23 protein-coding genes and 1 pseudogene are annotated in these 24363 nt (G+C 65.6%); 11 read left to right on the top strand and 13 right to left on the bottom strand.

The window, feature by feature from the left end:
• Positions 1-18 precede the first annotated feature (18 nt).
• From XI05_RS26090 to XI05_RS26075, 4 genes are read left to right on the top strand one after another with little or no spacing between them, the layout of a single operon-like run.
• The gene (locus tag XI05_RS26090; protein WP_172785987.1) at positions 19-978 is read left to right on the top strand and encodes an ABC transporter permease; all 960 of its coding nucleotides are present in this window, start codon (positions 19-21) and stop codon (positions 976-978) included.
• The gene (locus XI05_RS26085) at positions 944-1861 is read left to right on the top strand and encodes an ABC transporter permease (protein WP_172785986.1); all 918 of its coding nucleotides are present in this window, start codon (positions 944-946) and stop codon (positions 1859-1861) included. The genes XI05_RS26090 and XI05_RS26085 overlap by 35 nt, the downstream gene beginning before the upstream one ends.
• Positions 1861-2856 (top strand): ABC transporter ATP-binding protein, encoded by a 996-nt coding sequence (locus XI05_RS26080; RefSeq protein ID WP_172785985.1) that lies wholly within the window; start codon positions 1861-1863, stop codon positions 2854-2856. The genes XI05_RS26085 and XI05_RS26080 overlap by 1 nt, the downstream gene beginning before the upstream one ends.
• The gene (locus tag XI05_RS26075; protein WP_172785984.1) at positions 2853-3821 is read left to right on the top strand and encodes an ABC transporter ATP-binding protein; all 969 of its coding nucleotides are present in this window, start codon (positions 2853-2855) and stop codon (positions 3819-3821) included. The genes XI05_RS26080 and XI05_RS26075 overlap by 4 nt, the downstream gene beginning before the upstream one ends.
• Before the next feature lie 60 nt (positions 3822-3881).
• Here XI05_RS26075 and XI05_RS26070 read toward each other — a convergent pair whose 3' ends face one another.
• From XI05_RS26070 to XI05_RS26020, 11 genes and pseudogenes are all read right to left on the bottom strand, one after another.
• A complete protein-coding gene (locus XI05_RS26070; RefSeq protein ID WP_333940004.1) occupies positions 3882-4529 on the bottom strand; it encodes an HAD family hydrolase in 648 nt (215 codons plus the stop codon).
• 49 nt (positions 4530-4578) lie between these two features.
• Positions 4579-5610, bottom strand: coding sequence for a helix-turn-helix domain-containing protein (locus XI05_RS26065; protein WP_271507125.1), 1032 nt, complete (start codon positions 5608-5610; stop codon positions 4579-4581).
• A 172-nt stretch (positions 5611-5782) separates the two neighbouring features.
• A pseudogene (locus tag XI05_RS26060) lies at positions 5783-6029 on the bottom strand (HAD family phosphatase); the annotation flags it as partial.
• A 58-nt stretch (positions 6030-6087) separates the two neighbouring features.
• Positions 6088-7992 (bottom strand): sensor domain-containing diguanylate cyclase, encoded by a 1905-nt coding sequence (locus XI05_RS26055; protein WP_271507121.1) that lies wholly within the window; start codon positions 7990-7992, stop codon positions 6088-6090.
• 160 nt (positions 7993-8152) lie between these two features.
• On the bottom strand, positions 8153-8374 hold the full coding sequence (locus XI05_RS26050) for a dodecin (RefSeq protein ID WP_271507119.1): 222 nt from the start codon (positions 8372-8374) through the stop codon (positions 8153-8155).
• Positions 8375-8618: 244 nt separating this feature from the next.
• On the bottom strand, positions 8619-9176 hold the full coding sequence (locus XI05_RS26045; RefSeq protein WP_025033554.1) for an HNH endonuclease: 558 nt from the start codon (positions 9174-9176) through the stop codon (positions 8619-8621).
• Between the two features lie 202 nt (positions 9177-9378).
• Entirely contained in the window at positions 9379-10356 is a 978-nt protein-coding gene (locus XI05_RS26040; protein ID WP_271507117.1) for a peptidyl-alpha-hydroxyglycine alpha-amidating lyase family protein, read from the bottom strand.
• Between the two features lie 137 nt (positions 10357-10493).
• A complete protein-coding gene (locus XI05_RS26035; protein ID WP_271507115.1) occupies positions 10494-12281 on the bottom strand; it encodes a flavin-containing monooxygenase in 1788 nt (595 codons plus the stop codon).
• A 162-nt stretch (positions 12282-12443) separates the two neighbouring features.
• Entirely contained in the window at positions 12444-13970 is a 1527-nt protein-coding gene (locus XI05_RS26030; protein WP_271507113.1) for an acyl-CoA synthetase, read from the bottom strand.
• 23 nt (positions 13971-13993) lie between these two features.
• A complete protein-coding gene (locus XI05_RS26025; RefSeq protein WP_271507111.1) occupies positions 13994-15178 on the bottom strand; it encodes an ABC transporter substrate-binding protein in 1185 nt (394 codons plus the stop codon).
• Positions 15179-15229: 51 nt separating this feature from the next.
• Positions 15230-16204, bottom strand: coding sequence for an NAD(P)H-dependent flavin oxidoreductase (locus tag XI05_RS26020; RefSeq protein WP_271507109.1), 975 nt, complete (start codon positions 16202-16204; stop codon positions 15230-15232).
• Positions 16205-16384: 180 nt separating this feature from the next.
• Between XI05_RS26020 and XI05_RS26015 the strand changes: the two genes are divergently transcribed.
• Positions 16385-17272, top strand: coding sequence for a LysR family transcriptional regulator (locus XI05_RS26015; protein ID WP_271507107.1), 888 nt, complete (start codon positions 16385-16387; stop codon positions 17270-17272).
• A 147-nt stretch (positions 17273-17419) separates the two neighbouring features.
• Here the strand turns inward: XI05_RS26015 and XI05_RS26010 are convergent, their stop codons facing one another.
• Positions 17420-18073, bottom strand: a complete 654-nt coding sequence (locus XI05_RS26010; protein WP_271507294.1) for a DNA-3-methyladenine glycosylase family protein — start codon at positions 18071-18073, stop codon at positions 17420-17422.
• A 192-nt stretch (positions 18074-18265) separates the two neighbouring features.
• Between XI05_RS26010 and gluQRS the strand changes: the two genes are divergently transcribed.
• Both gluQRS and XI05_RS26000 read left to right on the top strand, forming a co-directional pair.
• Positions 18266-19135, top strand: a complete 870-nt coding sequence (gene gluQRS / locus XI05_RS26005) for a tRNA glutamyl-Q(34) synthetase GluQRS (RefSeq protein WP_271507292.1) — start codon at positions 18266-18268, stop codon at positions 19133-19135.
• Between the two features lie 100 nt (positions 19136-19235).
• The gene (locus XI05_RS26000) at positions 19236-20495 is read left to right on the top strand and encodes an ATP-binding protein (RefSeq protein ID WP_271507104.1); all 1260 of its coding nucleotides are present in this window, start codon (positions 19236-19238) and stop codon (positions 20493-20495) included.
• Here the strand turns inward: XI05_RS26000 and XI05_RS25995 are convergent.
• Complete coding sequence (locus XI05_RS25995) at positions 20422-21315, bottom strand: YihY/virulence factor BrkB family protein (protein WP_271507102.1); 894 nt, start codon at positions 21313-21315, stop codon at positions 20422-20424. The two genes, XI05_RS26000 and XI05_RS25995, sit on opposite strands and share 74 nt — an antisense overlap.
• A gap of 235 nt (positions 21316-21550) precedes the next feature.
• Between XI05_RS25995 and XI05_RS25990 the strand changes: the two genes are divergently transcribed.
• The 4 genes from XI05_RS25990 (at position 21551) to XI05_RS25975 (ending at position 24217) form a co-directional block, all read left to right on the top strand.
• The gene (locus tag XI05_RS25990) at positions 21551-21745 is read left to right on the top strand and encodes a twin transmembrane helix small protein (protein ID WP_028178512.1); all 195 of its coding nucleotides are present in this window, start codon (positions 21551-21553) and stop codon (positions 21743-21745) included.
• A gap of 67 nt (positions 21746-21812) precedes the next feature.
• Positions 21813-22397, top strand: a complete 585-nt coding sequence (locus tag XI05_RS25985; RefSeq protein ID WP_271507100.1) for a cob(I)yrinic acid a,c-diamide adenosyltransferase — start codon at positions 21813-21815, stop codon at positions 22395-22397.
• 126 nt (positions 22398-22523) lie between these two features.
• On the top strand, positions 22524-23273 hold the full coding sequence (locus tag XI05_RS25980) for an electron transfer flavoprotein subunit beta/FixA family protein (RefSeq protein ID WP_260381133.1): 750 nt from the start codon (positions 22524-22526) through the stop codon (positions 23271-23273).
• Entirely contained in the window at positions 23273-24217 is a 945-nt protein-coding gene (locus XI05_RS25975) for an electron transfer flavoprotein subunit alpha/FixB family protein (protein WP_271507098.1), read from the top strand. Before XI05_RS25980 ends, XI05_RS25975 begins: the two co-directional genes overlap by 1 nt.
• The last annotated feature ends 146 nt before the right edge of the window (positions 24218-24363 follow it).

Genomic DNA, 24363 nt, shown 5'->3' with positions numbered 1-24363 from the left:
TAAACGGGATTCTTCCCTATGAGTCAGTATGTCCTGCGTCGCCTCCTGATTGCCGTTCCGAGCCTGCTGGCGATTTCGCTGGTGCTGTTCGTCGTGCTCGCGCTCGCGCCCGGCGATCCGTTCTCGGAACTGGCCACCAATCCGAACGTGCCGCCCGAAGTGCAGGCGGCGCTCCGGGCCAAGTTTGGTCTCGACGATCCGATCTACCTCCGGTACCTGCACTGGCTCAACGCCATGCTGCACGGCGACTGGGGCTTCTCCTTCGTCAGCCGGATGAACGTCGACACGCTGATTCTGCAGCGCCTGCCGGCCACACTCTACGTGATCGGCTCGGCGCAGATCCTGGCGCTGCTGATCGCGATTCCGGTCGGCGTCTACGCCGCGACCAGGCCGTATTCGCTGTTCGACCAGATCGCGAATACGCTCGCCTTCGTCGGTTTCTCGCTGCCGACCTTCTTCACCGGCATCCTGTTCATCCTGATCTTCTCGGTCACGCTGGACTGGCTGCCTTTCGTCTACACCACCGACATCAAGGCGACCGGCATCCGCTGGGTGCTCGAGATGATCCGTCAGGCGATCATGCCGGTGGCGGTGCTCGGCCTGTTCCAGGCGGCGTCGATGACGCGCTTCGTGCGCTCGGCGATGCTCGACGTCATCCGGCTCGACTACGTCACCACGGCGCGGGCCAAGGGCCTCGGCCAGGCCACCGTGATCGTCAAGCACGTGATGCGCAACGCCATGATCCCCGTGGTGACGCTGATCGCGTTGCAGATGCCCGCGGTGTTCGGCGGCGCCATCGTCACCGAGCAGATCTTCCGCATTCCCGGCATCGGCTCGCTGCTGATCTCCTCCATCCTTTCCAACGACACGCCGGTGGTGATGGCCGTGACCTTCGTCTTCGCGTGCCTGGTCGTGCTGTTCAATCTCATCGCGGACGTCCTTTATGGCTGGCTTGACCCTCGCATCTCCCTCCGCTGAGCGGCGCGCCTATTCGCCCTGGCGCGAAGCATGGCGACGCTACAGCCGCCACCGGCTCGCGGTGGTCAGCGCTGTCCTGCTCCTCATCCTGGTGCTCGCCGTCTTGCTTGGGCCGTTCGTGTGGCGCGTGAAGATCAACGAGATCGACATCGTCGCGGGCCTGCAGGGTCCGTCGCTCGCTCATCCCTTCGGCACCGACGATCTCGGCCAGGACATCCTGGCGCGCATGATCTACGGCGGCCGCATCTCGCTCGCGGTCGGGCTCGCCGCGATGCTGGTCGCCGTCATCATTGGCACGCTGATCGGCGCGCTCGCCGGCATGTCGCGCGGCGCGCTCGGGCACGGGCTGATGTGGCTCACCGATCTGTTCCTGTCGCTGCCGCAATTGCCGCTGCTCCTGCTGCTGATCTATCTGTTCCGCGACGGGCTGAAGCAGGTGTTCGGGCCCGAAGGCGGCATCTTCATCCTGATCGTGCTCGTGATCGGAGGCCTGCGCTGGATGCCGGTGGCGCGGCTGGTGCGTGCCCAGTTCCTGTCGCTCCGCGAGAAGGAGTTCGTCGAAGCCGCGCGCGCGCTCGGCGCCAGCCCGGTGCGGCAGGTGGTGCGGCACATCCTGCCCAATGCGGTCGGCCCGGTGATCATCGCCGGCACCATCGACGTCGCCGCCGCGATCATCGCGGAATCGACGCTGTCCTTCCTCGGCCTCGGCTTCCCGCCGGATACCCCGACCTGGGGCCGGCTGCTGTTTGATGCCAAGGATTTTCTCGACATCGGCCCGCACTGGGCGCTGTTCCCGGGCGGCGCGATCTTCATCGCGGTGGTGGCCATCAACTTCATGGGTGATGGTCTGCGCGACGCGCTCGATGCGCGACGGGTGATCTGATGGCGCCGCTGCTCGAGATCAAGGGCCTGAAAACCCACTTCTCCACCGACGACGGCATCCTCCAGGCCGTCGACGGCGTAGACATCTCCATCAACAAGGGCGAGACGCTTTGCGTCGTCGGCGAATCCGGCTGCGGCAAGACCGTGACCGCGATGTCGATCCTGAAGCTGATCGCGATGCCGCCGGGGCGGATCGCGGCAGGCCAGATCATCTTCGAGGGGCGCGATCTCGTGCCGCTGACCAGCAATCAGCTCGACGAGATCCGCGCCAAGGAGATCGGCTTCATCTTCCAGGAGCCGATGACCTCGCTCAACCCGGTGCTCACGATCGGCGAGCAGATCGCCGAGAGCCTGCGGCGGCACGAAGCGGTGACCAAGAAGCAGGCGCTCGAGCGCACGATCGAGATGCTGAAGCTGGTGCAGATCCCCAATGCCGAAGGCCGCGTGCACAATTATCCGCATCAGTTCTCCGGCGGCATGCGCCAGCGCGTGATGATCGCGATGGCGCTTGCCTGCAAGCCGAAGCTGATCATCGCCGACGAGCCCACCACCGCGCTCGACGTCACCATCCAGGCACAGATCCTCGACCTGTTGCAGGACATGAAGGACCGCTTCGGCATGGCGGTGATGCTGATCACCCATGCCATGGGCGTCGTCGCCGAGACCGCGCAGCGGGTCGTCGTGATGTATGCCGGCAAGGTGGTGGAGGAGGCGCCCGTCGACGATCTCTTCGGCGATCCCCGTCACCCCTATACGCAAGGCCTGATCCGCTCGATCCCGCGCATCGATCTCGACAGCGAGCACAAGACGCGGCTCGAGGCGATCGGCGGCTCGGTGCCGATCCTGATCAACCCGCCGGTCGGCTGCCGCTTCGCGCCGCGCTGCAAGTTCGCCATGAATGTCTGCACCGAGAAGGAGCCGCTGCTGCGCGAGATCGCGCCCGGTCACCGCATGGCCTGTCATCTCGGCGATCCGAACCTGGGAGCCGCGTCATGAGCGAGCCCTTGCTCCGCGTCAGCGGCCTGAAGAAACATTTTCCTGTGCTCGGCGGCCTGCTGTCGCGCCAGGTCGGCACTGTCTATGCGGTCGACGGCGTGTCGTTCTCGGTCAACCGCGGCGAGACGCTCGGCCTGGTCGGCGAATCCGGTTGCGGCAAGTCGACGACCGGGCGCTGCGTGCTGCGCCTGATCGAGCCGACCGACGGCGAGGTCGTCTTCGACGGCCAGGACGTGCGCAAGCTCGGAGGCAACGATCTGCGCGCCATGCGGCGCAACATGCAGCTGGTGTTCCAGGATCCGTTCGCCTCGCTCAATCCGCGCATGACAGTCGGCGCCATTCTCGGCGAGGCCTTCACCATCCACAATCTTGCCTCCTCCCCGAAAGAGCGCGAGGAGCGCGTTGCGGGCCTCCTGGTCAAGGTCGGGCTCAAGGCCGAGCACATGCGCCGCTATCCGCACGAATTCTCCGGCGGCCAGCGCCAGCGCATCGTGATCGCCCGTGCGCTTGCGGTGGAACCGAAGCTGATCGTCTGCGACGAGCCGGTCTCCGCGCTCGACGTGTCGATCCAGGCGCAGGTGATCAACCTCCTGGAAGACCTCCAGGCCGAGCTGAACCTGACCTATCTCTTCGTCGCGCACGACCTCTCGGTGGTCGAGCACATCTCCGACCGCGTCGCGGTGATGTATCTCGGCCGCATCGTCGAGCTCGCCAAGGCCAGCGATCTCTATCGCAACCCGCAGCATCCCTACACCAGGGCGCTGCTGTCGGCGGTGCCGGTGCCCGATCCCAAGCTGAAGCGCGAGCGCATCCGCCTCAAGGGCGACGTGCCGAGCCCGATGAAGCCGCCCTCCGGCTGTCACTTCCACACCCGCTGCCCGATCGCCCAGCCGCGCTGCGCGGAAAGCGCGCCGGTGTTGAAGGAGGGCGCGGGCGGGCACTTCGTGGCGTGCCATCTGGCGTAGTGCCATGAATCCGTAGGGCGGCCATTAGCGCTTGCGCGCGCTTCCGCACCCTACGCTTGTTCATCCATGAAGCAGTCCATGTTCCGAAAGAGCCTGCCTGAAAGCCTGCACGGACGTGTGATGATGCGCGAACAGGCCCGCCTTTCGCGCGCCGGCGACGTTGGCCGCGAGGTCGTCGACGAACAGGACGGCTTCCGGCCTCACGTCGAGATCCGAAAGACAGAGGCGATAGCAGCGCGGGTCCGGCTTGGCCGTCTTGAATTGGGCCGAGGCATAGATCCGCGAGCCGAACAGTGGACGCAGGTCTGGCAGCAGCGTGTCGATGTGGTCGGCGACCAGCGTGGTATTGTTGGTCAGGACCGCTATATCGACGGTTTGCCGCAAGCGCCCAGCAATCTCCAGCATCGCGCGATCCGCCTGCATTGAGCGGCGCCGCGCCTCGACCCACTCGTCGAGCGACAACGGATAGCCAATGCGCTCACCGAAGCCCCGCAGATAGTCCGCGGCCTCGAGCGTGCCGGAATCGCCGAGCGCTTCAAAGCCACTGTCCCAGATTGCCGCGTGGACGGCTTCGCTGGTCGTCCCCGCAAGCTCGGCGAGACATGCGACGCGCTTACCCCTGTCGTAATCGCATAGGACGTTGTCCATGTCGAACAGGACGAGCTTGATGACGTCAGTCACGGCGGCACTCGCGGATTGGCCGAACATCGGCCGTGAGTGCACTCATATCCCGCCGGAACGCGGGCGACAAATCCCGCTACGGCCGCGATCCGCGCCGCCGCGCGAGTTGATGCAGCACCGTGTCGACGGCCGGCACCGCTCCGGTCTCACGCAGCCAGGCGTCGGCCAACTCCCTGAGTTCGCCCGGCGTCAGGCCGAACTTGCGGCGGAATGCGCGAATGAAGGTGGAATCGCTGCTGAAGCGCATGTCGACGGCGAGCTCGATCAGGGGGCCGTCCTGCGCGGACGGCGATATCAACCGCCGAAACGCGAGATTGAGCCGCTGCTCCCGCACATAATGGGCAAGTCCGCCCTCGGCCTCGAACAGCCGGTAGAGGGTCGCGCGCGAGATCTGGAAATGGCGGCAGAGCTCTTCCGCGGTGAGCGCATCGGTTTCGAGATTGTTCGCGATGTGGCGCTTGATCAGCGTGATGTAAAGATGGCGCTCGGCGCGCTCGAGGCTCGCGACGATTTCAGCCGTCCCGCCGGCTGCGGCCGCGACGAGGTCGGCGATCGCCTCGACCGTGGCCTCGGCATGGCCGGTCGCGGTGGCTGTCCCGGGCCCGGAGCGCAAGGCGAGCGCGGCGTAGTGGCTGGCGAGCAGGCGGGCATGAGGATGGTCCGAGGGCAGCAGAGTTGCCGTCGCCGCATCCGGATGGGCGAGCCGCGGTGCCAGCATCGCGCGTTGCAGGACGATCGTCATCAGGTGGGTGCGGCCGCCCGCGGCGCGCAGCGCGGTCCGGTTCGGTTGCGCCATGTCGATGAGGACGATGTCGCCGGGCCGCAGCGTGACCTCGCGCCGGCCCGAGCCGAACTTCATCTCGCCCTCAAGGCAGAGGGTGATCTGAAAATGATCCATGACGCCGCGGGCGACGTGTGCGGCCGAGCGGTCATAATCCTGGTCGGTGGCACGCGTGTCGATCAGCAACGCGTTGCGAGTCATCATCGTCACGGTGGTGACATGAAAATCGTCCTCCGCGGTATGCGGAATGACCTCGCAGATGTCGATCGTCATCGCGCGCAATCGCGCGAGCGCCTCCGGGCCGCGCCCGGGAATGTCTGCCGCCATGCTCACGTTCAACGCTGTGTCGTCCACATCCCCTCACGACGCGGAAGGACCGCACGCAACTGAATTCCCGAGATCGGCGGCAAGCCAATGTCGCGTCTGGATGTAGCCATTCGGAAATCGGTGTGCAAGCGAGGGCGAGGTAGAGGGAGTGAATGACATTGTGCAACTATTACGGGCAGCCGATCCGTTCGCCGAAGCCGCGCAGATAGTCGGAGGCATCGAGCGTGCCGCAATCGCCGAGCGCTTCAAAGCCATTGTCCCAGATTGCGGCGTGGACGGCTTGGCCGGTCGATCCCGCAAGCTCGGCGAGACATGCGACGCGCTTGCCCCTGTCGTAGTCGCACAGGACGTTGTCCATGTCGAACAGGACGAGCTTGATCGCATCGGTCACAGCAGAATCTCTCGGACCGGCCAAGTATCGAGCCGTGCCTACGGTCATATCCTGCCGGATCGCGAGCGGCAAATCCGGCCGTCAGCTCACGCGGTTTTCGCGGGCCATGGGATCACCTGGCCCGACATCACCAGCCGGTCTCGGCCGCTCTCCTTGGCGGCGTAGAGCGCACGGTCGGCGGCGGCGACCAGCGTGCTAGAATCCATCGCAGTCTGGGACGGAAGAGCCGCGGCGCCGCCGACGCTCGCAGTCACGAGCCGGGAAGGCGGATTTTGCGCATGCAGCATGGCGAGATCGTGCAACGCCTGGCGAATCGCTTCTCCAACCTCGGCGCAGCCTTCGGGGCCGGTGTTCGGCAGCAGCACGGCGAATTCCTCGCCGCCATAGCGCGCCGCGAGGTCGGCTGGACGCCTGGCCTGGGCGGATAGAATCCGGGCCAGCGCGCGCAAGCAGGCGTCGCCCGCCAGATGCCCGTAGAGGTCGTTGAATTTCTTGAAATGATCGACATCGATCAGCAGCAGCGAGAGCTGCGTTCCGTCGCGGCGAGCCCGCGCCCATTCGTCGGCAAGGCGGTCGTCGAAGGCGCGGCGGTTGGCGAGGCCGGTGAGACCGTCGGTGGTTGCCAGCGAGGCGAGCTTGTCCTGAAGATCCTTCTGCTCGGTCATGTCGCGCACGACCGCGACGACGCCGTCGATCACGCCGCTGTCGGACGCCACGGTCACGTGCAGGGCCGCCTCAGCCCAGATCTCGCCCTTGTCGCGATGACGCTGCCGATAGACGAACCGCGCTTCCTCAGCCTCGCCTTTCTTCAGCGCGGCGATGGCCTGCTCAACCCGTTCCATGTCGTCCGCGTGAATGCCGGCCAGCGCCGAGGTGCCCAGCAGTTCTTCGGCCGACCAGCCGGTGATGCGCGCGCAGGAGGGAGAGACGTAGAGCAGCCGGTTATCGAGCCCGATGCGGGTTACCATGTCGCTGGATTGTTCGGCCAGCAGGCGGAAATTGGCTTCCTTGGCGACCAGGGCCTGTGCCGTGCGCTGCCGCTGTAGTAGCTGACGGACGAGATAGTAGCCGATCACCGCGATCAAGAGCACGAGTCCGAGAACGAAGCTCATGCGTGTTGCTGCTGCGCGCCGCCAGGGGGCGAGTACGTCGTCCTGCGACTTGCTCGCCAGCACCATCAGCGGATAGCGGCTGCTGCGCTGGTAATAGCTCAGCCGCGCCACGCCATCGAGCGGCGATTTGAAATAATAAACCGCCGCGGCGGGGCGGCTCTTCCAGCTTCTGAACAAGGGCGCATCGGACAGGTCGCGTCCGACGAAGGCGCCGCTTTCGTCGCGGCTGCGCGCCAGCATGATGCCGCTGCCGTTGAGCAGAGATGCCGAGCCGTTCGGCCCGATGTCGAACCGCTCGTAGAACTTGACGAAATAGCTGACGTCAATCGTGAGCAGGGCAACGCCGGCGAAGCCGCCGTCGGAATCGTTGATCCGGCGGGATGCCGTGATGATCCACTGGCCGCCGGAGCGGCTCTTGATGGGCCGCCCGATGAGCGTGCCCGCGTCCGGAGAATCGCGATGGCGCTGGAAATATTCGCGGTCGCTGTTGTTGAGCTTGGAGAAGTCGAGGCGCTCCGTCGTGGCGAGCCAGCGGCCGGTCCCATCATAGACGAAGATGCCGCGGATGCGGTCCGATGATTTGCGGGTCGGCAGATAGGCCTGGAGCTTCGTAATCGTGTCCGGACCCGTCCCGTCGAGTTCGAGCCGGTGGACCAGCCCGACAAGAATCGTGTCGGCAAGCTCGAACGTGTCGTCCGCATGCTGGATCAGCGAATGAGCAACGTTGGCGACGTCGATCTCGGCGTTCCTCAGATCGGCGTTGCGCGCCTCCCATTCGCGCCAGGCACTCAGGCCGAGGATGGTCACGCAAATCAACACGACGAATCCGGCCGCCCAGAGCGGAAGGCGCGTCTTGCCGAGTTCGCGGCTCGTGACCATCAGGCTTGCTCCAAATCGGAGCAAACCTCTCACTTTCGCCTTAACGGCCTATTGCAATATCCGCGATGATTGTGCGGGGTCTGTACTGGACCGGGGGAACCATCGATATATCTTGGTTCATTCGCGTCAGCGGATGTTAACCACGCTCCAGCCTAAGGCTTCATCCTTCCAACGTGAAGCCGACGCGCAGCGTCACCTGAAAATGACGCACGGCGCCGTTCTCGACATGGCCGCGCGTCTGCACGACCTCGAACCATCTTATCTCGCGAACAGTCTTCGAGGCGCGGCTGATGGCGTTCTTGATCGCATCCTCGATCGAGGTCTCGGACGATCCGACGAGGTCCAGGAGCTTGTAGACGTGATCGTGCTCGGGTGTGGGCATGGCCTTCCCTCATTTGTGGCGGAACGTGCGCAGGCGAGCGTGCCTGGCCACGGTCTGAACGGTCGTGGGGAGCTTCGGGTTCCTTGCTCCGCGATGGCCCGCATCCAGCCGAGGTGGAGCGGCCCGCGCCGGCCTGCTAGTCTAAGCGCTGGGGATGGACACGGCGCGACGCGACGATCGGCTCTCTCTGCCTCTGCGTGACGCTGGCGTTGCAGCGAGGAGAGCAGAGCGCGCCAGCTCGCCCTTACGGATCCAGCTCCGTATCCCAGTAGAGATAGTCCAGCCAGCTGTCGTGCAGATAGTTAGGCGGGAAGAGGCGACCGTTGCGGTGGAGCTGGTGCACGGTTGGTGCGAACGCGGTCTGGCGCGGAAACATTTTTGCCTGCGCCGGAGTGAGGTTGCCCTTGCGCAAATTACATGGCGAGCACGCCGCGACCACGTTCTCCCAGGTGGTCTGGCCGCCTTTGCTGCGCGGGATGATGTGATCGAAGGTGAGGTCTTCGGGCGAGCCGCAATATTGGCAGGCGAAACGATCGCGCAGGAAGACGTTGAAGCGGGTGAAGGCGGGGTGGGTGGTCGGCTTAACGAAGGACTTGAGCGAGACGACGCTGGGCAGCTGCATTTCCAGCGTAGGACTTCGAACCGCCTGATCGTAATGTGCGACGATGTTGACGCGGTCGAGGAACACCGCCTTGATCGCGTCTTGCCACGACCACAACGACAGTGGGTAGTAACTCAGCGGCCGGAAGTCCGCATTCAGCACCAACACCGGCCAACTGCCTTGCGAGACATGTGCGTTCAAGTAACGCTCCCGGCCTCCAATGTACGCTGCGAAGCAGCATGTATTGACATACTACATGCAGCGTGACGGGATTGTGAAGCCCGTTGAGCGACTTATTCAGCCGCGGCCAATGCGGCGGCGGGGTGGCGAAGTGCCCAAAAACGCCGTGATTCGGAGGGCCGGGCAAGGCCTGGCCCGGAACCGCCGGGCCGGCGCCGTTGCCTCATTCCGCTACCCGCTCCAGCTTCTGCAGGCAGCGCGTCGCGCGCACCGCAGCCGGCATCTCCTGGTCCGGAAAGCTGGTCTCCCAATTGGTGACGCCGACCTCGCCGACATAGATATCGCCCTTCGAGTCCAGCGCGATGCCGTGTGGCGCCAGGAATTTTCCGCTGGCGACGCCCGGCCCCTCCTCGCCGCCGAGCCGCGCGATGCGATTTCCCCTGGCGTCCACGATCGACAGCCGCGGCCCGAGATTGGGCACATTGCGGTTGATGGCGAGGCCGGGGCCGAGCTCGCCGATCACGAAGGTCGGGCTCTTGGCCCCGCCGCAGCAGCACAGCGCGCAGGGGCGGTGCAGATTGTTCCACTGCGTCTCGTACTTGCCCTCGCCGTCGAACACCTGGACGCGGTGGTTCTCGCGATCGGCGACATAGACCCAGCCGTCGGCATCGGTCGCGATATTGTGCACGATGTTGAACTGGCCGGGATCGGTGCCCGGCTCGCCCCAGCTCTTGATCAGCTTGCCATCGGGTGTGAATTTGTGCACGCGCGCATTGCCATAGCCGTCGGAAACGTAGATCTCGCCCTTCGGCGACAGTGCGGTGTGGGTGCAGCGATGGAACGGCTCGCCGCTCATGAACGGTGCCGGCTTTGCGGGGATGCCGATCGTCAGCAGCACCTTGCCGTCGGTGGTGCATTTGCGCACGGTATGGTCGCCGTCGTCGGTGCAATAGAGATTGTCGTCGGCATCGATGTGCAGGCCGTGCGCGCGCGAGAACAGGCCTTCGCCGAAACTGCGCAGGAAATTGCCCTCGCGGTCCAGCACCACCATCGGGTGGGCGCCACGGTTGAAGACGTAGACGCGGTCCTTGCTGTCGACCGCGACCGAGGCGACGTCGGTGAGCTGCCAGCCGTCCGGCAATTTCGCGAAGTTGTCGACGACGCGGTAACGGTGCTCGCCGCTGCCGAGAATGGCTGGCATGGGTGGTCCTTTCCTTTAGTTGCTTCTGCCGTGCACGTCTGCATCCGCGTCGTCATTGCGAGCGCAGCGAAGCAATCCAGACTGTCTCCTCGGAAAAATTCTGGATTGCTTCGCTACGCTCGCAATGACGGTGTTGCTCAAGCTGTGCTCAGCGGCGTAGCCACAGCCCTTGGCAAAATCCCTTCCTCGATCGCCTTGATCTGCAGCGCCAGATATTTCGAGTTGATCCGGCATTGCGCAAGGCTCCCCGCGATGAACCAGAGGCCGGGCTGCTTGGTGCGCGCATACATGTTGCGCAGCTCGAAGCCGTCGCCAAAACCCCAGATCGGGCCGACGCGGTCGGCGATGCCATCGCCGAACAGCCTGCGCACCAGATAGTCCTGCGGCTTGTAACCGGTCGAGAGCACGATCAGGTCGGCGGCAATGATCGAGCCGTCCCTCATCCGCGCGCCGTCGGCGTTGAAGCTTTCTATGTCGAAAAACTGCCTGAGCCCGATCTTGCCCTCGACGATCAGGTTGGAGCAGCCGACGTTGAAATAATAGCCGCCGCCGCGGGTGAGGTATTTGAACTGCCAGCCGGTGCCGGCCTCGCCGAAATCGAGCTTGAAGCCGACGCGCGAGAGGCCGTCGAGCAGCTCCTTGTCGAGCTGCTTCGACTGCTCGGTCAGCATCACATGCGTCTTCCTCGCGAGCGGCGTCGGCATCGAGGCCGCAATCAGATCGTTGTCCTCGAGCGTGCCCTCATTGTAGGTCGCATAGGCCAGCTGCGCCGACGGCTCGATGTTGGTGACCAGCGTGGGCGAGCGCTGCACCAGCGTCACCTCGGCGCCGCTGGAATGAAGATCCTGCGCGATGTCGTGACCGCTGTTGCCGGTGCCGATGACGATCGCGCGCTTGCCGGTCCAATTCTCGCCGTCCTCGTAGCGGCTGGAATGCAGCAGCGTGCCCTTGAAATTGTCGAGCGCCGGAATGTCCGGAATGTTGGCGATGCCGCTGACACCGGTCGCCATGATGACATGGCGCGGATGCATGGTCCGCTTGCTGCCATCGCCACGCCGCAGCGTGAGGTTCCAATGGCCCTTCGCTTCGTCATAGGCGCCGCCCTCGAACTCGGTGCCGGTCCAGAAGTTCAGCTCCATGGCGTCGACATAGGCCTCGAACCAGTTGGCGAGCTTGTCCTTGGGGATATAGACCGGCCAGTTCGGCGGAAACGGCATGTAGGGCAGGTGATTGACCTGCACCTGGTTGTGCAGGGTCAGTGCGTGATAGCGCTTGCGCCAATTGTCGCCGATCCGCATCCCGCGATCGACGATCAGGGTATCGACCTGCAGCTGCTTCAGCCGCGCCGCAATGGCGAGCCCGGCTTGGCCGCCGCCGACCACCAGCGCGACCGGATCGCGCTCGGCATAGGCGCGCGCGGCGTTGCGCTGGTCGAGCCAGTTCGGCCCGCGGAAGTCACGCGAATAGGCCTGGCCGCGCGGGCGCGAGGTGCCGAGCTGTTCCTCGAAGCCTTTGAGCTCGTCGAGCGCGGTCAGTAGCGTCCATGCCTTCAGGCGGTCGCCGTCGGCCGTGTCAGGGATGAGCCGCACGATGCCGCTGCCGCGGCCGATCGCGGTCTCGAAGTGGAAGATCGCTTCGATGCTGTTGGTGCCGGCGCGCGTCACCCAGCGCGGCGGCGCCCGGTTCGGAGCGATCCTGAAATGGGTCGGCGCCGCCTTGGGCGCGCGCGCTGTCAGCTCCTGCGTGATCGCATCGCGGCCCGCGACAGTCTGCAGGTTCCAGCTCAGCGCCAGCACGTCGCGCCAGAAGCCGTCGGCGAGGAAGAGCGGGTCCAGCGTCGCGGGATCAGGTCTGCTTAAGGTGCGCTCGAAGTCGTCGAGCCAGGCCTGTACGGCGATGGAAATATCCTGCGTCCGGTCCAGCATGCGCGACCTCATGGCCGTCTTCGCGGCGTTTCCTCAGAGATCGAACGCTATACGGTTTCGCCGCCCGCCAAAAGCCGCGAACCCGAGCGAGGCCGGCATGCGGCCCTGCCCGGACGGAATATGCCCCGGCATTCCACGCGCGGGCCGCGGCGGGAGAACGACTTAAGCGCCGCCCGGCCTCTGGTCCGCCCAATAGGGATCGCGCAGCTTGCGCTTGAAGATCTTTCCGGTTGCCTCGCGGGGCAGCGCATCCAGGAACTTGACCTCCTTCGGCACCTTGAAGTTGGCCAGTCGCTCGCGCAGGAAAGACTGCACGGCGGGGGCGGAGAGCTGCGCCCCTTTCTCCGGCTCAATGCAGGCGCACAGCCGCTCGCCATATTCCGCGTCGGGAATGCCGAACACGGCGCAATCGCGCACCCCTCGCATGGCGATCAGCACGTTCTCGATCTCGGCGGGATAGATGTTGACGCCGCCCGAAATCACCATGTCGCGCTTGCGGTCGCACAGGAACAGATAGCCGTCCTCGTCGAGATAGCCGACGTCGCCGACGCTGACGAGCCCGTCGCGCCCGGCTTCGGCGCGCGCCTGCGCCTTGCCGTGATAGTCGAAATCGGGCACCGCGGTCTGGCGCATGTAGATCTCGCCGACCTCATTGACGTCGCAGAGGCTGCCGTCGTCACGAAAAATCTGGACGATGCCGCCTTCGATGGCGCGGCCGACCGTGCCGGGCTTCTTCAGCGCTTCTTCCGCCGAGTGCCAGACCGGGATGCCGGTCTCGGTCGAGCCGAAATATTCGTTGATGACCGGTCCCCACCATTCGATCATGGCCCGCTTCACCTCGGGCGGGCAGGGCGCCGCGCCATGCACGACGAAGCGCAGCGATGATAGGTCGTAGCGCTGCCTGACCGCATCGGGCAGGCGCAGCAGGCGCACGAACATGGTCGGCACCATGTGGATATGCGTCACACGGTGGCGCTCGATCAGCGCCAGCAGCTCCTCGGCATCGAAGCGGGGCTGGAGGACGATGGTGCAGCCGTTGCGGAAGGCCATCATGCCATAGGAATGCGGCGCCGAGTGATACATCGGGCCGTTGATCAGCACGACCTGGTCCTCGCGCGGCTTGATGCCATAGGCGATCGCGCCGACCCGTTCGGAGGCGGCGGCCTGCTCCGGCGGCATCGGCATGCGGCGCACGCCTTTCGGCATGCCTGTTGTCCCCGAGGTGTAGATCATGGCCGCGGCACGCCGCGGCGGCTCCTGAGTTTCGGTGTGGCCGTCGCGCCAGCGGTCCCAATCGGTGAGGCCCGCCGGGACCTCGGTCAGCTCATGGGGAATGGCGAAAGTCGCCGCCAGCTCGGGCGGTGTCGCGACCACGAGCAGGCGGACATCCTCCGGAATGCCGCCGTGGATTTGCGGCAGCAGGTCGGCGTGGCAGATCAGGATCTTCGCGCCGCTGTCGGTCAGGATATAGCGGACCTCCTCGGCCTTCAGGTGCCAGTTGATCGGCACCACGGGGCTGCCCAGTGCGGCCGAGGCCGCGACCACCTCGAACAAGGCGAAGTCGTTGCGCAGCATCATGGCAACCGGCGCGCCTTCGGCAAGGCCGAGGGTGCGCAGCCCGCTCGCCGCGCGCTTGATGCGCGCCTGGATCTCGTCATAGCCGATCCGGCGTTCGCCGCTGATGATCATGGTCTGTCCTATTCCGTTCGAGGCTAGCGGTCGTCCAGCACGTCGCCGAAGCCGACCCAGCTCTTGCCGTTGAAGCGCCGCAGCTGCAGCTGCTGGAACGGCAGATAGTCGTCGGGGCCGGTGGTGACGGACATGCCGGGCAGCAGCAGCGGCAGCTTCACCTCTTTCAGCGAGGCGGCCTGACGCAGGATGTTGTCGCGGCTGAAATCATCCTTGCATCCCTTCAGCACCGTCATCAGCAGCGTCGCGTAGTGGTAGCCGGCCGCATAGTTGGAGTTGGAGAGGTCCGCATTCGGCATGTACTGCTTCATGAAGGCGAAATATTCCTTCACGCCGGGATCGCTGGCCCATTGCGGGTCCATCGTGTCTTTCTGGTTGCTCGACGAGATCAGGCCGACGGCGTTGTCGAGTCCGGCCGGCTCCAGGAACGAGATCGACGAGGCCGAGGTCGGTACGAAGAACAGCTCGGGCTTCCAGCCGATCTCGGCGACGCCCTTGATCATCTGCGAGGTGAACTTGCCGAGCACGACACCGAACAGCACGTCGGCGCCCGATGACTTCAGGGTCGAGAGCTGCGAGCTGATCGTCGGCGCGCTGGTCTCGTAGGTTGCTTCCGCAACGATCATGCCGGCGGCCTTGTCGCCGAGCGCGCGCTTGAAGCCGGCGACATAGTCGCGGCCGAAATCGTCGTTCTGGGAGAGGATGGCGATCTTGGCGCCCGGCTTGGTGCGCAGCACGTGCTTGGCGTAGACGACGCCCTCGGATTCATAGGCGGCCATGCCGGGCATGGTCCACGGATATTTCTGCGGATCGGCCCATTTGGTCGCGCCCGAAAGCACGAACAGCTGCGGCACCTTCTTGCCGTTGAGGTAGCGCTGCACGGCGCTGTTGGTGGCGGTGCCGAGCGAGCCGAACAACATCAGCACCTCGTCCTGCTCGACGAGCTTGCGGGTCTGCTCCACCGTCTTCGGCGGCGAATAGGCGTCGTCCAGCGTGATGAACTTGACCTTGCGGCCGTTGATGCCGCCTTCGGCATTGATCTTCTCGAAGAACGCCTCCTGCGTCCGGCCGATCGCGCCGAAGCCGGAGGCCGGGCCGCTATAGGGCAGAGTCTGTCCGATGCGGATCTCGTCCGTGCCTTCGGCATGGGCGCCGCCGCCGGCGAGCGCCAGCAGGGACAGGCCGATCAATGCGGCTGCCAGCTTCATGATGTCCTCCCGTTTTTGTTGCCAGTCCAATCCTGTTGTCGGACCACGCCTTCAGGCGCTGACGCGCATCAGGAAATCTTCTCTCGCCTGATCGAATTCACGCTTCATGCGGCCGACAAGCTCCGCCACGGAAGGAACATCGGTGATCTGGCCGATGCCCTGGCCCGATCCCCAGATGTCGCGCCACGCCTTGGACTTCATGTTGCCGCCGGAGCCGAAATTCATCTTCGATTTGTCTGCGGCGGGGAGATTGTCCGGATCGAGGCCGGCGGCTGCGATCGAGGGGCCGAGATAGTTGCCGTGCACGCCGGTGAACAGGTTGGTGTAGACGATGTCGTGCGCGGCGTGCTGCGTCAGCGCCGACTTGTAGGTCTCATCCGCATTGGCTTCCTGCGTCGCGATGAAGCGGGTGCCCATATAGGCGAGGTCTGCACCCAGCGTCAGCGCCGAGGCGATGGCATAGCCGTCGCTGATCGCGCCCGACAGCAGGATGGCGCCGCCAAACCATTGCTTGACCTCGCGCACCAGCGCGAACGGCGACAGCGTGCCGGCGTGTCCGCCCGCGCCGGCGCAGACCAGGATCAGGCCGTCGACGCCCTGCTCGGCGGCTTTGCGCGCGTGCTTGACGTTGATGACGTCGTGGAACACCAGCCCGCCATAGGAATGCGCGGCCTCGACGATCTCCGCCGGCGGCCGCAGCGAGGTGATGATGATCGGCACCTTGTGCTTGACGCAGGTCTCCATGTCCTTCATCAGCCGGTCATTGGAGGCATGGCAGATCTGGTTGACGGCGTAGGGCGCGACCTTGTTGCCGGGATTGCGCGATTTGTATTCGCCGAGCTCGTCCTCGATCCGGCTCAACCATTCGCCAAGCATCTCGACCGGGCGGGCATTGAGCGCGGGAAAGGAGCCGACGACGCCGGCCTTGCACTGGGCGATCACCAGTTCCGGGCCGGAGACGATGAACAGCGGCGAGCCGACCACGGGCAGCTCGAGCGAATCCTTCAAGAGAGTGGGCAGTGCCATCATGTCCTCCCGAAACGCGGCCCCGCCGGCGGGCGGATGACGAGGCGTTTCCGTTTTGATTGTCGCGCGGGCGGATGGGCCGCCCGGGGCCGCGGATTTGATCCCATTATAAGGTTGGACGGCGCGGCCGGACCGTTCAATAATGAACGGATCATCATTCAGGTATGAACAAGGCCGCCGATGGATTGGGACCTTTGCAAGACCTTCGTCGCGGTCGCCGATACCGGCAGCTTCACCGCCGCGGCCCGCCGGCTGCACACCAGCCATCCCACCGTCAGCCGCAAGATCGCGGCGCTTGAAGCCCAGCTCGGCACCCGATTGGTGGCGCGCGCCGCCGACGGCCTGGCGCTGACCGCGGATGGGCGGACCTTGCGCGAGCACGCCGAGGCCATGGCGGCCGCAGCGCTGCGGGCCGAGACCGCAGTCGCCGCGGGTGGACACAAGGCGCGCGGCATCGTCAAGCTGTCGATCGGCGCGACGCTCGCCTCGCACTGGCTGATGCCGCGTCTGCCTGCCTTCCTGCGTGCGCACGATCATATCCAGCTCGAGATCATCACCCATCCGTTTCCGGCGAGCGTGCGCCGGCGTGAGGCGGACGTGGTGCTGCGGCCCTTCGACAGCGGCGAGGAGAACCTGGTCGGCCGCAAGATCGGCCGTCTCGGCACGGGCTTCTATGCCTCGCGCGATTATGCCGCCGGGCGGCCCCTACCTGAACGGCGCGGCGATTGGAAGGAGCACAGCGTCATCGGCTTCGCCGATCAGACGTCCAATGCGCAGCTTGCGCGCTGGAGCGACGTCGTCACGCGGCAGGCGAGGGTGGCGATGCGCTGCTCGTCCCAGGGGGACATGCTGGCGGCGGTCCGCGCCGGCATCGGAATCTCCGCGCTGTCGTGCTTCGTCGCCGAAGCCTATTCCGATCTCGTGCGCGTCGCCCCGCAGAAGCTCGCCAGCGTCGCGGACCTCTGGCTGCTGGCCCATCCCGACCTCGTCGAGCTGCCGGCGGTGCGCGCCGTGATCGAATTCGTCGCCGAATGCGCCCGGACCGACCGCGCGCGGCTGCGCGGTTAGGGTCTGGTGCCCCGGACGTAGCGCAGCACGCAGGGTCGCGCTGCTGATCCGGGGGCCCATGCATCCATCTCGCGACACACATGGGTCCCGGCTCTGCGGCGCGTCACTTCGTGCCGCACCGCGTCCGGGACACCGCATCTGTCATGATCAGGCTTGGCCCGCGAGCACGCCCTCGCGCTTCTTCACCGCGCGGTAATAGCTCCACCACAGATGCGCCGCAGCACCGCGCAGCGGACGCCAGGGCTCGGCGATCGGCGCCATCTGCTTCTCCGTCGGCCGCGCCTTGAGGCCGAGCCCGATGCGGATGCCTTCCTGCACGGCGAGGTCGCCGGCCGGCCAGGCATCGCCGTGGCCGAGGCAGAACAAGAGGTAGACGTCGGCCGTCCAGGGGCCGATGCCGGGCAGCGCGATCAGGGTGTGGTGCGCCGCGTCGGCATCTTCCTCCGCGAGCACGTCGAGGTTCAGCCGTTGCGCGGCGATCTCGCGGGCGAGATGCTTGAGCGTCTTGATCTTGGCGGCGGAGAGGCCGAGCCGTCCCAGCCGGTCGGTGCGGGCGCGGCGCACTGCCTCATGATCGAACGGATCGAACGCCGCCGACAGCCGTCCCCAGATCGCCGCGGCACTCGCGGTGGAGAGCTGTTGCCCGCAGACGATGTGCGCGAGCCCCGTAAAACCCGGCTCGCGCCGCCGCAACGCCGGCATGCCCGCGATCTCGAGCACGGATTTGAGACGCGGATCGCGCTTGATCAGCGCGTGAACGGCCTCTTCGAGATCGGACTGGGTTTCGAGGTGGATGGTCATGGTATTTGGCGGGCTCTCTCCGGCATCATGGCCGGGCTTGTCCCGGCGATCCACGTCTTTCTCACCGCGAGGCACTGTGTAGCATGAGCGGTGGTCGTGGCGCTTGTTCGTGGGGTTGACACGATCGGTCTGTGGTACCGAAGAACGGGAATGGCCGGGGACAAGCCCGGCCATGACGAGATCTATCGCACAATGCCACCCGTTTTCCGATTCGCCCCGAGCCCGAACGGCTTCCTGCATCTCGGCCACGCCTATTCCGCGCTGCTCAACTTCGATGGCGCGCGAGAGACCGGCGGGCTTCTGTTGCTGCGGATCGAGGACATCGACGCGACGCGCTGCCGGCCGGACTATGAGACGGCGATCTACGAGGATCTCGCCTGGCTCGGAATTGCCTGGGAGACACCGGTGCGGCGGCAGTCCGAACATCTCGCCGATTATCGCGCCGCGCTGGAAAAGCTCTCGGCGCTCGGTCTCGTCTATCCCGCCTTCGAAAGCCGCGCCGAGATCGCAACGCTGGTGGCGGCGCGCGAGGTCGACGGGCCGTGGCCGCGCGATCCCGACGGCGCGCCGCTTTATCCGGGCGCCGCCAAATCACTCTCGGCCGACGAGCGCTCGCAGCTGATCGCCTCGGGCGCGCCCTATGCGCTGCGGCTCGACATGGCGGCCGCCTGCCGCCGCGTCGCCGGTCTGAGCTGGAACGAACTCGGCGAGGGGCCGGATGGCGAGCGCGGCATCGTCCCGGCGCGGCCGGAGGCCTGGGGCGACGTCATCCTGGCCCGCAAGGAGACGCCGACCAGCTACCATCTCTCGGTTGTCGTCGACGACGCGCTCCAGGGCGTCAGCGAGATCGTGCGGGGGCAGGACCTGTTTCACGCCACCGCGGTGCACCGCCTGCTCCAGGTCCTGCTCGGCCTGCCCGAGCCGGCCTATCGCCATCACCGGCTGATTCGCGATGAGGCGGGTCGGAAGCTGTCGAAATCGGGTCGCTCGACCGGGCTGCGCGAATTGCGCGCGGCCGGCCTCACGCCTGCCGCGATCCGCCAGCTGGTGGGATTAGGTTAAGTTTCTCTGGGGGTTAGCTCAACGTCGCCGTGACTCCGGGCGTTCCTCCGTGCCATGCTTGGCCGCGCGGGGTTCGAAGAGGGTACTTCGAAGGGGATTCATGGCGGCGAAGACGCGTCCAGTGCGCACCACCCGGACATCCAGGCGGCGGCCGCTTCGGAAGCGGGCCGGGCCGGCCGGCCGGGTGCGCAAGCGCAGCACCAAGGCGGTTGCGCCGGATGTCGTCCAGGCGGCGCTGGCCGCTTTTGCCCATGAGGTCCGCACCCCCCTGACCGGCATTCTCGCGATCAGCGACCTGCTCGCGACCTCCGATCTCGGCGAGCGGGAGCGGCGCTGGGCCGACACCATCAAGGCCGGCGCCGAGCATCTGGCGAGCCTCGCCACGCTGTTCGTGGATGCTGCCAAAACCGGGAAGGGCGGCAGCACGCCGCGGCAGGACCTGTTCGATCTCAAGGCGCTCGCCCGCACCGCCGGCGATTCGCTGGCCGGCCGCGCCGCGGCGAAAGGTCTCCAGGCCAAGGTCGAGATCGCCGAGAAGATCCCCGCGCTCGTGGTCGGTGATTCCGTCCGGCTGCGCGCTGCGCTCGAGAACCTGATCGACAACGCCGTGAAATTCACCGACCAGGGCGGCGTGGCGCTCGCGGTCGAGCCTTGGCGTCCCGCCAAAGGGAAAGCAAAGGGCAAAGGAAAGGTCGGCGTCGCTTTTGCGGTGTCCGACAGCGGCATCGGCCTGACCATGGCCGAGATCAAGCGGCTGTTCCGCCCCTTCACCCAGGCCAATGTCACCATTGCCTCACGCTTCGGCGGCGCCGGCTTGGGCCTCTCCTCGGTCAAGCAATTGGCGCGGGCGATGGGCGGCGACATCACCGTCGCGCCGCGCCGCGGTGGCGGCGCCACCTTCACATTGACGGTGTCGCTGGACGCGGCGGGACCGGGCAAGACCCGCAAGGCAAAGGACGGCAGCGAGCCGGAGGTGGTTGCTGCGCTCCGCGTGCTCAGCGTCGAGGACAACCCGTTCGGCCGCGTCGTGCTCAACACCATCCTGACCGAGCTCGGCCATCATGCCGAGTTCATCGGGCGCGGCGAGGACGCCGTGAAGCGGCTGGAGCAGGGTGCGTTCGACGCGGTGCTGATGGACATGGTGCTGCCGGGCATCGACGGCATCGAGGCCATCCGGCGGATCCGTAAGCTGCCGACGCCGCTGGCTCAGATCCCGATCATCGGCGTGTCCGGCCGCGGCGAGGACGAGGCCGCCTCGCGCGAAGCCGGGGCCGACGCCTTCCTGGTCAAGCCTGTGTCTCCGCGGGCGCTAGCGACTGCGCTGCTTGAAGCGACACGCCGTGAGGAAGCCGCGACTTGATGATCGCGGCGTTCAACTCGCCGCCGTAAACGAAGATCGCGGCGATGAAGTACAGAAACACCAGCGCGATGATCACCGAGGCGAGCCCCGCATACATCGTCACGTAATTGTTGGCGAAGCGCGCCAGATATTGTCCGAACACGATGCCTGATATCAGCGACGCCACGATGGTGAAGACGATGCCGGGCAGAATCTGGACGAAGCTGCGCCGCCCCGCCGGCAGCCAGACGTGCAGGATGATGAGCGCCACCACCAGCGCACTGATGGTGATGCCGTAGCGCAGCCAGGTGAGAATGCTTTCGTTGGATTCCACGAACAATGGAATGTGGCGCCGCGCGGCCTCGATGATCAGCGGACCGAGCACGATCAGGAACGCCATGGCGAGCGCGGTGAAAGCTGCGATCAGCGTATAGACGATGGATTCGAGCCGCAGCCAGTACCAGCTCCGCATCTCCACCACGGCATAGGCACGGTTGAGCGCCACCCGGAGCGCCTCGACGCCGTTGGAGGCGAAATAGACCGACAGCGCCGCACCGATGGTCAGAATGCCGGTGCGGGTGGTGGTCAGCACGTCATGAACCTCGCCCGAGATCGAATCGGCGACCTGCTTGGGCCAGATCTGGAGCATCAGGCTGGCGGCCTGGTCGGCAAGTTCCTTGGAGCCGAAAAAGCCGGCGAGCGAGGTCAGCACGATCAGGAACGGGAACAGCGCCATCAGCGTCGACAGCGCGATGTGGCTTGCGATCGCCCAGCCGTCGTCGGCCAGGAACGTATAGAACGCGTCCTCCAGCACGCAGTAGATGTAGCGGACCGCTTTCACGCGGCACCTACAGCACTGCTCTCTCCCCCTGCGCGCAGGGAGAGATCGGGAGAACAGGCAATGGGCGCAAATCGGAAATCATCGCGCTACCATCTGATATTATTGGCCCAAAAGCCAGTTCGCGAAGCGCCGCGCTTGTCATTCCGGGCTCGATGCTTCGCATCGCCCCGGAATGACGCCGGAGGCTGTCGCGGCACCATGGCGGACCGGCGCGCACGGTGTTATCTAGCCTCAAATGGCATCTCTCCTGAGTACTTTCATCCTGCCGGCGGCCGCCGGCGCCGTGGCGCTGGTACTGCTGCTCGGGCTCATCAACATGATGCGCGGCGGCTCGCCCAACACCTCGCAGAAGCTGATGCGCTGGCGCGTGCTGCTTCAGTTCGTGGCGATCATCATCGCGATGCTCGCAGTCTGGGCGATGGGACGATAGGGCATGATCCGGAAAAGTGTGCAGCGGTTTTCCGACAAGATCATGCCCTAAGACCAAGGAGACCAGCATGGTCGTACTCAATCGCATCTACACGAAGACCGGTGACGACGGCACGACGGCGCTCGGAACCGGCGAGCGGCGTCCCAAATACGATCTGCGCATCGAGGCCTATGGCACCGTCGACGAGACCAATGCCGCGATCGGTGTGGTCAGGGTCCACATCGGGGAGATGCCCGAGCTCGACGCGATGCTCGGCCGGATCCAGAACGATCTGTTCGATCTTGGTGCCGATCTCGCGGTGCCGGAGCGCCAAGACAAGGACAAAGGCAAGGCGGAGCGGCTGCGGGTGGTGGCGAGCCAGGTCGAGCGGCTCGAGCGCGACATCGACACGCTCAACGACAAGCTCGCGCCGCTGACCTCCTTCGTGCTTCCCGGCGGCACGCCGGCTGCGGCCCATCTGCATGTGGCGCGCACGATATGCCGCAGGGCGGAACGCCTGATCGTGGAACTGGCGGCCCAGCCGGGCGAGCCGGTCAGCGCGGCTGGCATCCAATATATGAACCGCCTGTCCGACTTTCTGTTCGTGGCCAGCCGGGCCGTGAACGGCAATGGTTCCGGCGACGTGCTCTGGGTTCCCGGCCAGAACCGCTGACCCATCGCGCTCCCGCATTTCAGGAGGCCAAAATTAGACCCGTTCGCGCGTTGACCGGGGCAGATCAGGCCTTTAGGTTCCGCGCCAGTTGATAACCCCCTTCCCAAATTGAGTGAAAGAGGATCGATGAAGGTCTTAGTGCCGGTAAAGCGGGTGGTCGATTACAACGTCAAGGTCCGCGTCAAGGGCGATGGATCGGGCGTTGAACTCGCCAACGTCAAGATGTCCATGAACCCCTTCGACGAAATCGCGGTCGAGGAAGCGCTGCGCCTGAAGGAAGCCGGCAAGGCCACCGAGGTCGTGGTGGTCTCGATCGGACCGGCGCAGGCATCCGAGACGATCCGCACCGGTCTGGCCATGGGCGCCGATCGCGGCATCCTGGTGAAGGCGGAAGGCACCGTCGAGCCGCTCGCCGTCGCCAAGATCCTGAAGAAGGTTGCGGAAGAAGAGCAGCCGGGCCTGATCATTCTCGGCAAGCAGGCGATCGACGACGACTCGAACCAGACCGGCCAGATGTTGGCCGCGCTGCTCGGCTGGTCGCAGGCGACCTTCGCCTCCAAGCTCGAGGTCGAAGGCTCCGACTTCAAGGTGACGCGCGAAGTCGATGGCGGCCTCCAGACCGTGAAGCTGAAAGGACCGGCGATCGTCACCACCGATCTCCGCCTCAACGAGCCGCGCTACGCCTCACTGCCCAACATCATGAAGGCGAAGAAGAAGCCGATCGCCGAGAAGACGGTCGCCGATTACGGCGTCGACATCGCCGCGCGCCTCGAGGTTCTGAAGACGGCTGAGCCCGCGGGCCGCAAGGCCGGCGTCAAGGTCAAGGACGTCGCCGAGCTGGTGTCGAAACTCAAGAACGAAGCCGGGGTGCTCTGATGACGACGCTTCTGATTGCCGAACACGACAATGCGTCGCTCAAGGACGCCACCAACAAGGCCCTGACCGCGGCAGCCGCGCTCGGCGCGGATGTCGAGGTGCTGGTCGCCGGCCAGAACGCCAAGGCCGCGGCGGACGCCGCCGCCAAGCTCGCCGGCGTGAAGAAGGTGCTGCTCGCGGATGGCGACCTCTACGCGCACGATCTCGCCGAGCCGCTGGCTGCGCTGGTCGTGTCGCTGGCGTCCGGCTATGACGCGATCGTCGCGCCGGCGACCTCGCGCTTCAAGAACGTGATGCCGCGCATCGCCGCTCTGCTCGACGTCATGCAGGTGTCGGAGATCATCAAGGTGGTCGCGCCCGATACGTATGAGCGTCCGATCTATGCCGGCAACGCCATCCAGACGGTGAAGTCGAAGGACGCCAAGAAGGTCATCACGGTCCGCACCTCCACCTTCGCCGCAGCGGGCGAGGGCGGCAGCGCCCCGGTCGAGACCGTGACGGCGGCGGCCGATCCGGGCCTGTCGACTTTCGTCGGTGAGGAAGTCGCCAAGAGCGATCGTCCTGAGCTGACCTCGGCCAAGATCATCGTCTCCGGCGGCCGCGCCATGCAGAGCCGCGAGAATTTTGCCAAATACATCGAGCCGCTCGCGGACAAGCTGGGCGCCGGTGTCGGTGCCTCGCGCGCCGCGGTCGACGCCGGCTATGCGCCGAACGACTGGCAGGTCGGCCAGACCGGCAAGGTCGTGGCCCCCGAGCTCTATGTCGCGGTCGGCATTTCCGGTGCCATCCAGCATCTGGCCGGCATGAAGGACTCCAAGGTGATCGTCGCGATCAACAAGGACGAGGACGCGCCGATCTTCCAGGTCGCCGATTACGGCCTGGTCGCCGACCTCTACCAGGCGGTTCCTGAGCTGACGGACGAACTCGCCAAGCTCGGCAAGTAAAAGCCGTACAAAACACCGGCCGGAGGTATAAACTCCGGCCGGTGTTTCATTTTTGAGGCGTTTTCTTTCGCGTGGGGCACGCCTTCGAAGCGATCCAATCTAGGTTTCGAGCCAAGGTTCTGATTAAATCAGGCTTCTGGTCAATC

It is taken from the genome of Bradyrhizobium sp. CCBAU 11357, assembly GCF_028128865.1.
GTDB lineage: Bacteria > Pseudomonadota > Alphaproteobacteria > Rhizobiales > Xanthobacteraceae > Bradyrhizobium.
This window is presented reverse-complemented; position numbering and strand designations above follow the sequence as displayed.